Annotated in this window: 14 protein-coding genes; 3 read left to right on the forward strand and 11 right to left on the reverse strand. The window is 58.7% G+C overall.

Translation table 11 applies throughout. The features are described from left to right. Window positions 1-3: 3 nt before the first annotated feature. The 5 genes from pstB to NIM86_RS10110 form a co-directional block, all read right to left on the reverse strand. Window positions 4-792 carry a phosphate ABC transporter ATP-binding protein PstB gene (gene pstB / locus NIM86_RS10090; protein ID WP_253382018.1) on the reverse strand — a complete coding sequence of 263 codons (789 nt, stop codon included), beginning with the start codon at window positions 790-792 and terminating at the stop codon, window positions 4-6. Window positions 793-844: 52 nt separating this feature from the next. Next, the gene (gene pstA / locus NIM86_RS10095) at window positions 845-2197 is read right to left on the reverse strand and encodes a phosphate ABC transporter permease PstA (RefSeq protein ID WP_253381644.1); all 1353 of its coding nucleotides are present in this window, start codon (window positions 2195-2197) and stop codon (window positions 845-847) included. Beyond that, window positions 2194-3651: a phosphate ABC transporter permease subunit PstC gene (gene pstC / locus NIM86_RS10100; protein ID WP_253381646.1), complete on the reverse strand. Its 1458-nt coding sequence runs from the start codon at window positions 3649-3651 to the stop codon at window positions 2194-2196. The genes pstA and pstC overlap by 4 nt, the downstream gene beginning before the upstream one ends. A gap of 92 nt (window positions 3652-3743) precedes the next feature. After that, entirely contained in the window at window positions 3744-4787 is a 1044-nt protein-coding gene (locus tag NIM86_RS10105) for a substrate-binding domain-containing protein (RefSeq protein ID WP_253381648.1), read from the reverse strand. Between the two features lie 140 nt (window positions 4788-4927). Further along, window positions 4928-5947, reverse strand: a complete 1020-nt coding sequence (locus tag NIM86_RS10110; protein WP_253381650.1) for an ATP-binding protein — start codon at window positions 5945-5947, stop codon at window positions 4928-4930. A 215-nt stretch (window positions 5948-6162) separates the two neighbouring features. Between NIM86_RS10110 and NIM86_RS10115 the strand changes: the two genes are divergently transcribed. Continuing rightward, window positions 6163-6993, forward strand: coding sequence for a bifunctional allantoicase/(S)-ureidoglycine aminohydrolase (locus NIM86_RS10115; RefSeq protein ID WP_253381652.1), 831 nt, complete (start codon window positions 6163-6165; stop codon window positions 6991-6993). On the opposite strand, the gene NIM86_RS10120 is transcribed toward NIM86_RS10115, so the two are convergent. Further along, window positions 6990-7490 carry an ureidoglycolate lyase gene (locus tag NIM86_RS10120; protein ID WP_253381654.1) on the reverse strand — a complete coding sequence of 167 codons (501 nt, stop codon included), beginning with the start codon at window positions 7488-7490 and terminating at the stop codon, window positions 6990-6992. The genes NIM86_RS10115 and NIM86_RS10120 overlap by 4 nt on opposite strands. An 11-nt stretch (window positions 7491-7501) precedes the next feature. Next, window positions 7502-8941, reverse strand: coding sequence for an allantoinase PuuE (puuE, locus tag NIM86_RS10125; protein WP_253381656.1), 1440 nt, complete (start codon window positions 8939-8941; stop codon window positions 7502-7504). A 148-nt stretch (window positions 8942-9089) separates the two neighbouring features. On the opposite strand from puuE, the gene uraH reads away from it, so the two are divergent. Continuing rightward, complete coding sequence (uraH, locus tag NIM86_RS10130) at window positions 9090-9446, forward strand: hydroxyisourate hydrolase (RefSeq protein WP_253381658.1); 357 nt, start codon at window positions 9090-9092, stop codon at window positions 9444-9446. A 35-nt stretch (window positions 9447-9481) separates the two neighbouring features. On the opposite strand, the gene NIM86_RS10135 is transcribed toward uraH, so the two are convergent. Together NIM86_RS10135 and NIM86_RS10140 are read right to left on the reverse strand one after the other, a co-directional pair. Next, window positions 9482-9961, reverse strand: coding sequence for a GFA family protein (locus NIM86_RS10135; RefSeq protein WP_253381660.1), 480 nt, complete (start codon window positions 9959-9961; stop codon window positions 9482-9484). Window positions 9962-10041: 80 nt separating this feature from the next. Beyond that, on the reverse strand, window positions 10042-10956 hold the full coding sequence (locus NIM86_RS10140; RefSeq protein WP_253381663.1) for a LysR family transcriptional regulator: 915 nt from the start codon (window positions 10954-10956) through the stop codon (window positions 10042-10044). A 97-nt stretch (window positions 10957-11053) separates the two neighbouring features. Between NIM86_RS10140 and NIM86_RS10145 the strand changes: the two genes are divergently transcribed. Then, entirely contained in the window at window positions 11054-12286 is a 1233-nt protein-coding gene (locus NIM86_RS10145; RefSeq protein ID WP_253381665.1) for a urate hydroxylase PuuD, read from the forward strand. Between the two features lie 15 nt (window positions 12287-12301). On the opposite strand, the gene chrA is transcribed toward NIM86_RS10145, so the two are convergent. Further along, a complete protein-coding gene (gene chrA / locus NIM86_RS10150) occupies window positions 12302-13633 on the reverse strand; it encodes a chromate efflux transporter (RefSeq protein ID WP_253381667.1) in 1332 nt (443 codons plus the stop codon). Beyond that, window positions 13633-14484, reverse strand: coding sequence for a sulfurtransferase/chromate resistance protein (locus NIM86_RS10155; protein WP_253381669.1), 852 nt, complete (start codon window positions 14482-14484; stop codon window positions 13633-13635). The genes chrA and NIM86_RS10155 overlap by 1 nt, the downstream gene beginning before the upstream one ends. Between the last annotated feature and the right edge of the window lie 119 nt (window positions 14485-14603).

Here is a 14603-nt window from a genome sequence, read left to right on the forward strand (position 1 = left end):
CGCTTAGCCGATACGGCCGGTAATGTAGCTCTCGGTCCGTTTGTCTTCGGGCGAATTGAAGATCTTCTCCGTATCGCCATACTCCACCATCTCTCCCAAATGGAAAAATGCGGTCTTCTGGCTGACGCGTGCCGCCTGCTGCATCGAGTGCGTAACGATCACCACGCAGAAATTCTGCCGCAGCTCGTCGATCAATTCCTCGATCTGAGCCGTGGCGATGGGGTCGAGCGCCGAACAGGGCTCGTCCATGAGAAGAACCTCCGGCTGCGTCGCAACCGCGCGCGCAATGCAAAGGCGCTGCTGTTGGCCGCCGGACATGCCCGTGCCCGATTCCTTGAGCCGATCCTTCGCCTCATCCCACAGCGCGGCGCGGCGAAGGGAGGCCTCGACGATATCGTCCAGTTCCGCCTTGTTCCGTGTGAGACCGTGAATGCGCGGACCGTAGGCGACATTGTCGTAGATCGACTTTGGAAACGGATTGGGTTTTTGAAAAACCATGCCGACGCGTGCGCGAAGCTGAACAGGATCGACCCGTTTGTCGTAGATGTCCTCGCCGTCCAGAAGGATATCGCCTTCGACCCGCGCGATATCGATGGTGTCGTTCATGCGGTTCAGGCAACGCAAAAAGGTCGATTTGCCGCAGCCGGAAGGACCGATGAAGGCGGTGACCGTCTTATCCTCGATGTCGACATCGACATTCTTGATGGCGTGGTTCTTTCCGTAGAAGACGTCGACACCGCGCGCCGCGATCTTGACCTCGTTCGCTTCGGTCAGGGGGGCCGATCCTGGCATCGATATCTGATCCGTGTGAGCCATAGCGTCCATGACGTTTCCGTTCTTTGATTTACCAGCGACGCTCAAAGCGACGCCGCAGTACCACCGCCAGAATATTGACGGCGAGCATGAAGACGAGCAGCACGATGATACCGCCCCATGCCCGTTCGTAGAAGGCCGGGTCGGCGCGCTTGCTCCATTCGTAGATTTGGGCAGGGAGCGCCGAATTCGGCGAGACGAAACCGTCCAGAAAGCCTTCTGGATAATTGGAGGCGATGTAGCCAACCATACCGATCAGAAGAAGCGGCGCCGTCTCGCCAAGAGCCTGCGCCAGGCTGATGATGACACCGGTCAGAATACCGGGCATCGCAAGTGGAAGGACGTGCTGGAAAACCATCTGATTGCGCGATGCGCCAATGCCGAGCGCGGCTTGGCGAATCGACGGCGGCACAGCCTTCAGCGCCGCGCGCGCCGGAATGATAATCTGCGGCAGGCTCATCAGCGTCAGGACGAGACCGCCCACCAGCGGCGCTGACTGGGGAAGATTGGCGAACTGGATGAAAGCGGCCAAACCCAGAATACCGAAGACGATGGATGGAACCGCGGCCAGATTGGAGATGTTCACTTCAATCAGGTCGGTGAAACGGTTCTGCGGCGCAAACTCTTCCAGATAGACCGCGGCAGCCACACCGATTGGCACGGCCAACGCCACCACGACAAGGATCATGAATAGCGAGCCGAGAAGGGAAACGCCGACACCGGCTTGTTCCGGACGGTTATCCGATGCGTCCGCTCCTGTGATAAACTCCAGATTGAATCGCCGTTCGATCAAACCGCGCTCATGAAGCGCGTCGGCAACGTCGAGATGAGCCGGCGTCAGAACCATGCCGCGTTCAACCGAGACGCGATCCACGCGGCCCTTGTAATAGCCGTCGATCCGGCTGGAAGCGAGCAGATCGAACTCGACGGTTTTTCCGACAAGGTCGGTGTTCCTTAGAACTCGTTCTCGCACATCGGCAGCAGCGCCGTCCGACAACAGGTCCGCCAGATCGCCTCCATCCTCAAAGGGCGAGGAAATGCCCTGATCGGCCAGCGTATCGATCAGAGCCTGCTCGATGAGCGGCCTGTAGCCGAAGGTGGAAACCTTGCGCATCTCTGACGCATTGCGATTGCCGGTTTTGTCCAGCTTATCCGCTGGCAGAGTTACGGGTACGGTCACATAGGTTTGAGTAAAGGCCGGGATGCCGTTGTAAACGATGGATGCGATTAGAACGACGAGGAAGAACAACCCCGTCATCACCGCCCCAAGGCCGAGCATCTTGAACCAGGACTCTTTGCGGCGACGCTTTTTAAGAAGCGCGTCGGGCTCCAGCAGCGAGCGGTGGCCGACTTGCGAGGCGACTGGCACGGTCGTGTCGCTCATTCATACTGCTCCCTGTAGCGGCGAACGATAGCGAGCGCCACGATATTCAGTCCCAATGTGACGACGAAGAGGGTCATCCCGAGCGCGAAGGCGACAAGCGCTTCGGGGCTGGCGAAATCGGCATCGCCCGTAAGCTGGCTGACAATCTTCGCTGTCACCGTGGTCATGGCCTCGAACGGATTGAGCGACATGCGCGCTGCGGCGCCTGCCCCGAGCACCACGATCATCGTTTCACCGATTGCGCGGGATGCGGCGAGTAGGATCGCCCCGACAATGCCAGGCAGGGCGGCCGGAACGATAACCTTCCGCACCGTCTCGCTTTTTGTCGCGCCAAGGCCGTAGGATCCATCGCGCATCGATTGCGGCACGGCATTGATCACATCATCCGAAAGCGATGAGACGAACGGGATAAGCATGATGCCCATAACCAGGCCTGCGGTAATGACGGCCGTATCGCTCGGCATCCAGCCCAGGCCACCGCGTCCGTACACCGACGAGAGCGCCGGACCGACGATCAGAAGAGCAAAGAGTCCGTAAACGATGGTCGGGATTCCGGTCAGCACTTCCAGCAGGGGCTTGGCGACCGACCGAAATTTCGGGTGGGCATATTCCGCCAGATAAATCGCCGAAAACAGTCCGAGCGGCACCGCGACCAGCAGCGCAATGAACGAAATGTATAGCGTGCCCCACAGAAGAGGTATGATGCCGAGGTCCGAACCGCCACCGAAGCTCGGGCTCCATGTCAGGTTCAGAAAGAATTCGTGCGCAGGGTAGATGCGGAAGAATTCGATCGTGTTGAACAACAGCGACAATACGATGCCGAACGTCGTCAGAATGGCCACGCAGGCCGCCGCCACAAGAAGAGCGCGTACGCCCATCTCGGTGCGGTTGCGCGCGCGAAGATCAGGATGCGCCACGGAATAACCATATGCAGCGCCAGCGAGGGCGAGCAACAGAACGAGGCCGATCTTAATAAGGTCTCCCGCGGCCGAAGCTGAGCGATAGGTGCGCGCGGAATCGAGAATTTGCGGAGGAACATCGGCCAGGACCGGAATGCCGGTCTCTTCGAGGCGGCGACCCAGATCGTCGATGCTGAGACCGTCAAGATCGTCCGAATTGAGTTTGCCGCCCTTGATCAAGCCGTCAATGGCATCTGCAACGCGGCGCACTTCGCTCATCGCGAGCGAGCGTTCGCCGGACGTATCGTAATTCTCGCCGGACAGATGGGATACAGCCGTTCGATCCACCACGACCGGCTGCAACACACTCCATGCAAAAAGCAGTAACAGCGCAGGGACAGCCGCCAGAAGCAGAGCATGCATGCCGTGATAATGCGGCAGAGAATGCAGACGTCGCCGGTCGCCGTCGGCGAGGCCGAGAACCTTTCTACGCGAAAGGAAAAACGCCCCCGCGGCAATGACGATCACTGCCAGAATAAGCGTCCCGAAGCTCATTGCGTCCCCGTTCAAAGCATGCGGACCGGGATCATCCCCGGTCCGCGCAGGCGCTCGTCATGAACGCCGATTAATGGCGCGATGCAACCGGATCAGTTGCTCGCCGGCTCAATGGCCGTTTCGCCTTCGACAGTGGCCTGCACATCGGCCAGATCGGGCGTCGGAACAAGACCGTAATCGGCAAGCGGGCCGCCGTCACCGGCGATTTCGTCGGAAACGAAGAAGGAAGCGTACTCCTTCAGACCCGGGATCGTACCGATATGCGCCTTCTTGATGTAGAAGAAGAGCGGGCGGCTGACCGGATATTCGCCCGAAGCGATCGTCTCGGTCTTCGGCTCGACACCACCCATGGTGGCGACTTTCAGCTTGTCGGCATTGTTCTCGTAGAAGGAGAGGCCAAAAACCCCAATGCCATTCGGGTTGGACTGAATGCGGGCGAGCGTTTCGGTGTAGTCGCCATCGATGTCGACAGACTTGCCATCGGTGCGAACGGCCATGCACTGATCTTCTGCGGCGTCTTCATCCATGCCGCCATCCGTGAACGCCTTCATGGCGCCAGTGTCTTCGCAACCTTGCAGAAGAACCTTCTCTTCGAAGACTTCGCGTGTGCCGTGTTTGGTGCCAGGAATAAACGCAGCGATTTCGGCGTCCGGAAGCTCGGAATTGAACTCGTTCCAGTTATTGTAGGCGTTGTCGACGACTTCGCCGTCCTTCACGACCTTGGCGGCAAGAGCGTTGTAGATGTCTGCTGGCTCGAACGCGGAGAAGGCCGGTCCGTCCTGCTGGCTAGCGAAGACAATGCCGTCATAGCCGAACTGAACTTCGATGATCTCGGTGACGCCTGCGTCGGCACAGGCCTTAACTTCTTTTTCGCGGATCTGGCGGGAGGCGTTGGCGATGTCGATGGTGTTTTCGCCCACGCCTTCACAGAAACGCTTCAGGCCGGCCGAAGAGCCGCCGGATTCGACAACCGGGGTCGGGAATTCGAAATTTTCCCCGAAGGCTTCGGCGACGATGGATGCGTAGGGCAGAACGGTCGACGAACCGGCGATCTGGACCTGATCGCGAGCCATGGCAGTCGTTGCTGAAAGGGCAGTCGCAGCCGCGGCCAGCACGGTGAGTTTAGCGATAGACATTGGAGTCGCTCCACTAAGGATTTTTGGTGAGGGATCACGCCATTTCGGATGCGCTCCCCTTGCAGGCGGAGTCCCTAGAGAGGGTTTGTAACAGCCGCGTGACACACAGCCAGATGTTAAGAAAAGTTGAACGAGCAAGATCAGCCGGCAGGCAGCAACACGGTGAATGTGCTGCCTTTTCCAACCTTTGAGGCGATGCGAAGCCATCCGCGATGACGGCGTACAATATGTTTGACAATCGCAAGCCCGAGGCCAGTACCGCCGATCTGCCGGGATCGATGCCTGTCCACCCGGTAGAAGCGCTCCGTCAGGCGCGCCAGATGTTCCTGCCCTATCCCGCGCCCGTTGTCGGAGACCGCTGCACGGATTGCCGGGCCGCGTAGAAGTGGATCGTATTTTTCTTGCGAAATGGCGATTGTGACGATTCCGCCCTTTTCGCCATACTTGATCGCGTTCTCAACCAGATTGTTGAAGACCTGGCGAAGCTGATCTGCATCTCCGTGTAGAAAAGCGGGCGCATCGCATCCCTTCAGGATAATCGAGACGCCGCGCGACTGAGCGCTATCCGAAAGACTTCGCCGGGCTGCGTCGATCACCTCGCAAAGATCGATCCGGTCGCGCCGCGTCACCACATCGGCATCCTCGATCCGATTGAGGGAAAGAAGGTCGGCGACCAATCGCCGCATCCGTTCTGTCTCCTCCGCCATCATCTCCAGAAACCGCACCCGCGCTTCCGGATCATTCTGCGCCGCGCCTGACAGGGTCTCGATCATGCCGCTCAGCGCGGTCAACGGCGTCTTCAACTCGTGACTGACATTGGCAACGAAATCGGATCGCATTCGCTCTGCATCGTGCGCCTCGGTCTGATCGATGAGCGTCACGATCGCGCCGCCTTCGCTCCACGACGAAGCGGTCAGCGAATAAATCCGCTCCTTGTCTTCGATCATCCTGCGCAGTTCGACCGGATTGGTTTGCCGGCCATCGACAGCAGCCTCGATCTGTTGAATGCAAAACGGCTCGCGAATGATCGTCATATAGTGACGGCCAGCCATGTCGGCTCCGAAAAGACCTCTGGCCAGACTATTCAGACTTGCGATCCGGCGATCCCGATTGACGATAACGATAGGAACCGGAACAGCTTCTATAAGAGCGGTGGACATGCAGTTCGACGATCCGTCAGGCCGAGAATGGATGCGGCGCAAACATAGCGGCAAGCTCACAGAACGGAAGCCTCGATATTCGTCGTCCGCCGTCCGCCGTCCGTTTGTTTCATCGCGATTATCGGCAATCCGAAAAATCTCTTCGGCAAAATCGGGTGTCCTTTGCTCACGCATTATGTTCCACTAAACGAACTAAACATCACGGAAGTCGAATAATGTCAGACTATTACAGCCCGGTTGGTGGCCTGCCGGATCGCAATCAACTGCTCACGGGCCGGGCCGTCTTTACCGATGCTTATGCGGTTATTCCGCGAGGCGTTCTCACCGATATTGTTACGAGTCGACTACCGGGATGGGACAAGACGCGGGCATGGATTCTGGCGCGTCCTTTGAGTGGATTTGCCGAGACGTTCAGCGAATCCATCATTGAAATCGAGCCGGGCGGCGGCTCCCAAAACCCTGAACCCGATAGAGAGGCAGAAGCGGTTTTGTTCGTCCTCTCCGGATTGGCCACTCTCGATCTTGAAGGAGAAAAGCAAACACTGATGGAGGGCAGCTACGCCTTCCTGGGACCGAACGCGAATTGGTCTCTGCAAGTCTCGAATGACAGCGCTGTTTCGTTCAAGGCGGTCTGGATCAGAAAGCGTTACGAACCGATCGATGGTATATCGCCTCCAGGCTCCTTCGTAACAAAAGACGGCGAAGTCTCTCCATCGACCATGCCTGGCTATGACGGCGCCTGGTCGACCACACGCTTTGTCGACCCTGACGATCTTGCGCACGACATGCATGTCAACATCGTTAATTTCGAACCCGGAGCTTCGATCCCCTTCGCCGAAACGCATGTCATGGAGCATGGGCTCTACATGTTGCATGGCAAGGGGGTTTATCGGCTCAATGGCGATTGGGTGGAGGTCGAGGCCGGAGACTTCTTGTGGCTGCGTTCTTTTTGTCCCCAGGCCTGCTATGCGGGAGGCCCGGAACCCTTCCGCTATCTGCTTTATAAGAACGTCAACCGGCACATGCCGCTCGGGCTTGGCCGCTAGCGTCCGTCTGCGCGGCCATCAGCGAGCGTGACGGTGAAGGGCGAATCGTAGCGGTATTCTTCCAGATTGGCGCCTGGTCCGATGCGGTCGATGACGGCGAAGAGGCCGCTACCGGCAATCGGCGTCAATACGCCGTGCCATGTGCCCCGATGCAGATTGATCGCCTGGCCGGGACGGGTAACGAAAGCGCGCGGCGTATCGGGCCGGCCATTTTTGTCCGGCCCGACAATCACAAGAAACGGTACGTGTTCCATTGGGATGAAGGCTTGACTGCCCTCGGGGTGACGTTCGACGAGATCGAACAGATACGGAAGCGAACGAATTTGCGCTCTGAACAGGCTGATCCCGGCTTGCCCATCCGAAAATTCCATTGCCGCCAGATCGTGCCATCGACCGCAGGCGCCGTCATTGATGAGCCTGCTCGGCGCGCCATTCGCCTCCAGCACGTCGCCGAAAGGCGCAAACGCCTCCGCTGTTAGCGTTTCAGCTTCAAGCATTCTTGAAGAAATCACTGCAGAAGCGCCTCCAACCGCAGCTCGCCAATCCGTTCAACCTGCCGCGCAGCCGTTTCGCGCTCAGCCTCGGTTTCATTGTTCAAGCGGCGTTCAAACGCATTGAGGATCGATGCCTTGTCATGATCGCGAACCGCAATGATGAACGGAAAGCCGTGCTTTTCGGTATATTCGCTGTTCAGTCGCTCGAAGTGCTCCCTTTCCTCGTCGGTCAACGCATCAAGGCCGGCGGACGCCTGTTCGGACGTCGAGTCGGCCGTCAATCGCTTAGCGGCCGCCAATTTGCCCGCCAAATCGGGATGCGCCTTTAGAACGGCCAGCCGCTCGTCGGGAGAACCGCTACGGAATGCGCGCGCCATGGCATTCGCAAGCCCGCTCGCAGTGTCGTGGGCCGCGCCCAGTTCCAGCGCGTAGGCGCGCTCCGCAACCCAGGACGAATGCTCGTATATCCCGCCGAAACGTTTCATGAAGGTCGATTTATCCATAGCGCTCGGCAACTGACGGGATTGTGGCGGATGCGTTTGCAACCAATGCTCGGCGATCTGCAACCGCGTCGCGAACCAGACGTCGCCGCCGTGCCCATTTGCGTATTCGAGGAACCGCTTGACGGCCATTGCCCTGCCCGGCCGTCCCGCCAGCCGGCAATGGAGGCCAACGCTCATCATCTTCGGCGCGCCAGCCCGGCCCTCTCCCAGAAGCATATCGAATGTATCGCGCAGATAGGCGAAGAACTGATCGCCGGAATTGAAACCCTGAGGGGTAGCAAAACGCATGTCGTTGGCATCGAGCGTATAGGGTACAATCAGCTGATCGCGGTCGCCGAGGCGTATGTAATGCGGCAGATCGTCATCATACGCATCCGCGAGATAAACGAATCCGCCCTCCTCCACACCAAGCCGGACGGACTGCATTGAGGTGCGCCCGACATACAGCCCTTTAGGACGCTCGCCGACAACTTCCCTGTGCAACCTAACCGCCTCGGCGATATGTTCGCGCTCGACCTCTTCCGGTGCGTCCTTGTATTCGATCCATTTGAGCCCGTGGGATGCAATCTCCCAGCCAGCGGCTTTCATTGCATCCACCTGCTCGGGCGAACGCGCCAATGCGGTGGCGACGCCGTAAATCGTCAGCGGAACGCCAGCCTCGGTGAAGATGCGATGGAGCCGCCAGAAACCGGCCCGCGCACCATATTCATAGATGCTTTCCATGTTCCAGTGCCGCTGTCCTGGCCAGGGCGCCGCACCCACAATCTCGGACAAAAAGGCTTCTGATGCTGGATCGCCATGCAGAATATTGTTCTCGCCGCCCTCTTCGTAATTGAGAACGATCTGCACGGCGATTTTCGCGCCATTTGGCCAATTGGGGTCGGGCGGATTGGTCCCATAACCGATCATGTCGCGAGGGTATCGCTTCACGTCCTGTCTCGAATGATCCATCAATCGCCCCATTCATTCGTCAATGCTGCAGAATATATTGTTGGACCATAAGAAAAGACGAACTGGCCCGAAAGTGTCGCATGCCTATGGACCATCCTTGGCAATGACGCATTCTTGAAATGAAATTGGTTCATAAAACAGGGACATCATGGCCGGCTATCTCACCACTCATGTTCTGGATACGGCGCGGGGTTGCCCCGCCGCCGATATGTCGATCCGGCTTTACCGGCTTGATGGCGAAAATCGAACACAACTGGCGGAAATGACCACGAACGAGGATGGTCGAACCGACAGCCCGATCCTCCCCGAAGACCGGTTTTCTACAGGAATGTATGAGCTGGTTTTCGCTGCTGGCGAATATCTTCGCGGGCAACCCGGCGATCAGGATGGTTTGCCATTCCTGGATGACATACCCGTCCGCTTCAGGATGGAGGACCGGACTGCGCATTATCATGTGCCGCTGCTCTTAAGCCCGTATGGGTACAGCACCTATCGGGGTAGTTAATCCACAACCATTTGCAAACTACGTCGCCCTGTCCGTTACGTCTCCGCCTGCAGCAGCGAGCGCCAACGGTTTATTCCGTCCTGACCGTAAATCGCCACTGCGTCCTCCTCTGAGTAGAAGACGTCGAACACTCTTGCATCTTTGGGCAGCGAGACCCAAGGCTGCTTGCTCGCTGTGAAGATATGCACGTCTGGAGGAAGCGCATCAGGATTATCGAACGTACCGACACGGACGAACTTCGCTTTCTCAGCAGCACTCCCATAGTGGCTCCACAGGGCCACCTTGCATTCTGGACATCGGAAGATCGGCTGACCCCTACCGCTCGCTGACGGCGTGTCGATCCGCTCTGGCGTACCGGCTAGAATCTCGACGCGGTCCGCTTCGATCACCGCGTTCAGCGCAAAGGCGCTACCGGTTTCACGCTGGCACCAACGGCAGTGACAGCAATGGACGACGATAGGATCGCTCCGGAAGCGGTAGCGTATTCCTCTACAATCGCAGCCACCCTCATGCATCGGCAATGTCCTCCATCACCGCAGCCTACTGCCACCTATCCGCACAGATCGCGACTTGGCTGCTCATCATCGCGATGACCCTAACTCGGCACGTCGCGCAGGCGGCCGAGAATCCGGTCGATCATGAAGTCCATGAAAAGCCGGCTCTTGGGATCCTGATGCCGCCGATGGATGTAGAGGCAGGCAAGTTGAACGGGAACAGGCGGCGTCTGCTCGCAGACTTTTACCAACCGCCCTTGGTTCAGATGATCGGCGACCTCGAATAGCGGCTTCATCGCGATACCGAGGCCTGCGAGCGCCCAATCGGTCAGGACGTCGCCATCGTCACATTCCAATGGTCCACGCACTCCGTAGGCATGCTCTCCGTCTTCCGCCTGCAGGCTCCAGCGGTATTCCGAAGCACCGGGGAAACGCAGATTGAGGCAATCGTGACGCCCTTCGGCGATCTCTTCGCCGCGCATGGGATGACCCCGTTCGGCGATATAATCGGGGCTCGCGACAAGAACGCGCTGACACTCGGCGATGTTGCGGATGCGCAAATTGCTGTCACGGGGACGGCCAAGAAAGAACGCGATATCGAGACCTTCCGCCGCCAGATCGACTTTCCGGTCCGACAGACGCAAGCGCACTGAGATACGCGGAAACGCAGCGCGAAAATCCGCGATGGCCGGTGCGATAAGACGACGACCGAGACCGAGCGGCGTGGCGACGAAGAGCGTTCCCGCCGGCGCTCCGGTGATGGCAGACACACCGGCTTCAGCATCCTCGACCGCCGCGATAATCTGTGTTGCGCCCTCATAGAAGATGCGGCCCTGTTCGGTGGGCGAAAGACTGCGCGTCGTGCGCTGGAAAAGACGCACATTCAAATGCTGTTCGAGTTGCGAAATTCGCGCCGATGCCACGGCAGGTGAAATATGCAGATCGCGCGCTGCGGCGCTCATCGAGCCCAATTCATAAATTCGGGCAAAGGTGCGAACATTATCCAGATAGGCCATTCTTCGGCTTTCCTTGATGACGCTAACAGGATTAACTGGATAATCGCGGCTTCACCAGCCGCCTAGTGTGATGTTTGGTTAAGAATAAAGCGCGCCGATGATCGATCTTGCCATCGCCTGGGACTGGTTGGCCTTTGCCGTACGCTGGACACATGTGATTGTTGCAATCGCCTGGATCGGTTCCTCCTTCTACTTCATCGCTCTGGATCTCGGTCTGAGGCGGGACCGCGAATTGCCGCCGGGCGTAGCCGGTGAAGAGTGGCAGGTCCATGGCGGCGGTTTTTACCACATCAACAAATATATGGTCGCCCCCCAGCACATGCCGGAGCACCTGACCTGGTTCAAATGGGAAAGTTATTCGACGTGGTTGTCGGGCGCGGCCCTTCTGATGATCGTCTACTGGGCCGGCGCGGAGCTTTATCTGATTGATCCGGCCAAGGCCGATCTGGCTGTCTGGCAGGCAATCGTCATATCCGCAGGCTCACTCACGGTCGGGTGGCTGGTGTACGATTTTCTTTGCCGCTCAGGCTTGGGCGCGCGCCCGACGCTGCTCATGATCCTTCTGTTCATCCTGCTGGTCGTGATGAGTTGGGGCTACAATCAAATTTTCACGGGCCGTGCTTCGCTGCTTCATCTCGGCGCGTTTACCGCAACCATTATGAGCGCCAATGTCTTCTTCATCATCATGCCGAACCAGCGTATCGTGGTCGGCGATCTAAAGGCAGGGCGCACGCCGGACCCGAAATATGGCAAGATCGCCAAGCTGCGATCCACCCACAACAACTATCTCACGCTGCCCGTCATCTTCCTGATGCTGTCGAACCATTATCCGCTGGCATTCGCGACGGAATATGCATGGGTTATCGCCGCGCTGGTGTTTCTGATGGGCGTGACTATCCGCCACTTCTTCAACACCCACCATGGCGGTGGGGGCGAACCATGGTGGACATGGGCTGTCACTGCCATCATTTTTCTGGTGATTGTCTGGCTGTCGTGGATGGGCCGCGCCGACAGCGCCGTCGACGAAGACGATCGAGCTTTGACGTCCGCGCAGCAGGAGCTGGTGTCCGCAACGAGCTATGCCGATGCCGCCGACATCGTCCGCAGCCGTTGCAGCATGTGCCACGCCCGCGAGCCGGTATGGGAAGGGGTCAACTGGGCGCCGAAAGGCGTTTATCTGGAAACGGATGCCGATATAGCTGCGCATGCAAATGCCATCTATCTGCAAGCTGGCGTCACCCATGCCATGCCGCCTGCCAACATCACACAGATTTCGCGGCAGGAGCGCGCCACACTGGCGGATTGGTACCGCACAGCTTCGACCAACTGATCCGGACAGAACCGGCTATCCGCTCCAGCCGGCCGCATAGATCAGCAGTACCAGGGCGACATTTGCGGCCAGCACAGGTACGATTTCCCAGTGCCGACGCAAGATCAGCCAGGCGGCGACGGCGGCCAGAAGCGGCACCCGCCAATCCAGCGTATCGAGGTCCGGCACCCAGGGTTGGACCGGCCCAAGAGCTGCGCGTTCGACAGTGCCAAAGGCAGCATTGAGACCGAACCAGACCGACAAATTGAGAATGACGCCGACAACGGCGGCGGTGATCCCGGACAGTGCGCCTTGCAAGCGCGGCATTTTCTGAATTTCGTCGATGAACGGCGCTCCAACGAATATCCAGAGAAAACAGGGAGCGAAAGTCGCCCAAAGCGTGACGACGGTTCCGGCTGTCCCTAACCCGATATTCGCCGTTCCGTCGGCGCGGGCTGCGGCGAGGAACCCTACAAATTCCGTCACGAGTATCAGTGGTCCGGGCGTCGTCTCAGCCAGCCCGAGCGCGTCGATCATTTCCGATGCCGTGAGCCACCGATATGTTTCGACGGCCTCCTGCGCCATATAGGCGAGAACCGCATAAGCCCCGCCAAAGGTTACGGTCGCCAGAAGAGAGAAGAATCGGCCGATCTCGCCCAACACCGCCTCGGGCATGGCCAGATCGAGAACCATCAGCGGAAGGAGCCAGATCGCCAGCCACGTCACAGCAGTCCTTATCGTTGAAGAAATGGGTAATCGCTTGCCGGGTTCGGCCTTATCATCGTTGGGTCCATCTCCCTGACGAAGCAGAAAACCCGCCAGGCCTGCAACAACGATCACCAGCGGGTACGGCATGGCGAATAGGAACAGCGCCACGAATGCCGCAGCCGCGATAAACCAGTGGACCGGCTTCAAAAGCGCCCGCCGCGCGACCCGCAGAAGCGCTTCGATCACGATGATGACCACCGCCGCCTTTATGCCGATGAACGCTGCTTCGACGAGAGGCACATCGCCAAACCATGCATAGAACGCGGCCAGCGCAAAAACGATAACCGCGCCGGGCAGCACGAAAAGAGAACCGGCTATCAGTCCGCCAGCAACACCATGGGTCCGCCACCCTCCATAGGTCGCCAGTTGCATGGCTTCCGGGCCAGGCAAAAACATGCAGAACGATAGAGCGTTGAGAAATTGCGCTTCGCTCAGCCAGCCGCGCCGGTCGACGACCTCGCGGTGAATGAGAGCGATCTGCGCCGCGGGTCCCCCGAAGGAGAGGATGCCGATCCTGCCCCAAACCTTTGCCAATTCGGCTATGTCAGGCGGAGAAGAGTGAATGCCGGTAGTGGCAGCCGGCGGCACGCTATCGCTCATCACGCTTCGCTGCCTTCCGTTTTACTCCTTCCTCTTGGAGGGGTACTCGATGCTGGCCAGTCATGGCCTTCATCGGTTGCGTCGCGAGCCCAGCGATATAGCGCATCATAGACCGCCATGCCTGCTTCCAACTGAGCGAGATCGTCACGGTACATGCGCGATAGACCCAGCATGACGGCGAGCAGGCCCGGCGCTTCCGGTGCCAACTCGTGACGGTTCGTATCGGCGGCTCTCACGATAGTCGCGACATGATCGAGGGCAGGGTCGGAAAGGCCGAATTCCGAGATCATCGTGTCAAAGGAACAGAATTTGTCGCGATGCGAAAATCTGACGCCTTCGATATCGAAAGGCGTACCCTGAAATCGCTCGGCGACAAGTTCAACGTCCGCTGGAGGTACAAACAGAAATAACGCATCCGGCGCGATGAAGCGGCGGATGAGCCACGGGCAGGCGATGCGGTCGATTTTGGGTCGATGGCGTGTCACCCAGACCATTCGACCCAAGCGGTCGGGCTGGGGAAGCTTCGTTGCCGAAATCATAGGCGCGCCGACATCCCGCCAGGCAAACTGCCCGCCCTCCAGCACTTCGGCTGGGATATCGGAAGCCCTCAGGATCGCGGCAGCGCCCTGGCTGATCTTTCTGCCTTTCTGGCAGTAAACGACCACGCGTTTTCCGACGAGCGAGGGGATAATCTCCTCGACCCGATCAAAGGAAATTCGTCGCGCAGTCGGTACCGTTCTCGGGTCGGCAGCGAAGTCTTCATCGATGCGCAGATCGAGCGTCACCGGCATATCCGGCGTACCGACCAGTCTTAAAAGCTGTGTCGGAGAAATTTCGTAGGGAGCAGCCATAACGGTCCTCAAGCCTCTCAACGTCAATTTTCAGGCGAATGCTTCAAACGAAACAAAGCCAATATGACGCGAAGCTTAGGCCGGAGCCTCACGGGGCGTTCGCATACCCCATGGGAAAA

It is taken from the genome of Notoacmeibacter sp. MSK16QG-6 (genome assembly GCF_024158145.1).
GTDB lineage: Bacteria > Pseudomonadota > Alphaproteobacteria > Rhizobiales > Rhizobiaceae > Notoacmeibacter.

Bases quoted from the DNA above. Each gene is read 5' to 3' on its own strand.
- pstB (WP_253382018.1), bottom strand. From the start codon at position 792: ATGCCAGGATCGGCCCCCCTGACCGAAGCGAACGAGGTCAAGATCGCG.
- pstA (WP_253381644.1), bottom strand. From the start codon at position 2,197: ATGAGCGACACGACCGTGCCAGTCGCCTCGCAAGTCGGCCACCGCTCG.
- pstC (WP_253381646.1), bottom strand. From the start codon at position 3,651: ATGAGCTTCGGGACGCTTATTCTGGCAGTGATCGTCATTGCCGCGGGG.
- NIM86_RS10105 (WP_253381648.1), bottom strand. From the start codon at position 4,787: ATGTCTATCGCTAAACTCACCGTGCTGGCCGCGGCTGCGACTGCCCTT.
- NIM86_RS10110 (WP_253381650.1), bottom strand. From the start codon at position 5,947: ATGTCCACCGCTCTTATAGAAGCTGTTCCGGTTCCTATCGTTATCGTC.
- NIM86_RS10115 (WP_253381652.1), top strand. From the start codon at position 6,163: ATGTCAGACTATTACAGCCCGGTTGGTGGCCTGCCGGATCGCAATCAA.
- NIM86_RS10120 (WP_253381654.1), bottom strand. From the start codon at position 7,490: ATGCTTGAAGCTGAAACGCTAACAGCGGAGGCGTTTGCGCCTTTCGGC.
- puuE (WP_253381656.1), bottom strand. From the start codon at position 8,941: ATGGATCATTCGAGACAGGACGTGAAGCGATACCCTCGCGACATGATC.
- uraH (WP_253381658.1), top strand. From the start codon at position 9,090: ATGGCCGGCTATCTCACCACTCATGTTCTGGATACGGCGCGGGGTTGC.
- NIM86_RS10135 (WP_253381660.1), bottom strand. From the start codon at position 9,961: ATGCATGAGGGTGGCTGCGATTGTAGAGGAATACGCTACCGCTTCCGG.
- NIM86_RS10140 (WP_253381663.1), bottom strand. From the start codon at position 10,956: ATGGCCTATCTGGATAATGTTCGCACCTTTGCCCGAATTTATGAATTG.
- NIM86_RS10145 (WP_253381665.1), top strand. From the start codon at position 11,054: ATGATCGATCTTGCCATCGCCTGGGACTGGTTGGCCTTTGCCGTACGC.
- chrA (WP_253381667.1), bottom strand. From the start codon at position 13,633: ATGAGCGATAGCGTGCCGCCGGCTGCCACTACCGGCATTCACTCTTCT.
- NIM86_RS10155 (WP_253381669.1), bottom strand. From the start codon at position 14,484: ATGGCTGCTCCCTACGAAATTTCTCCGACACAGCTTTTAAGACTGGTC.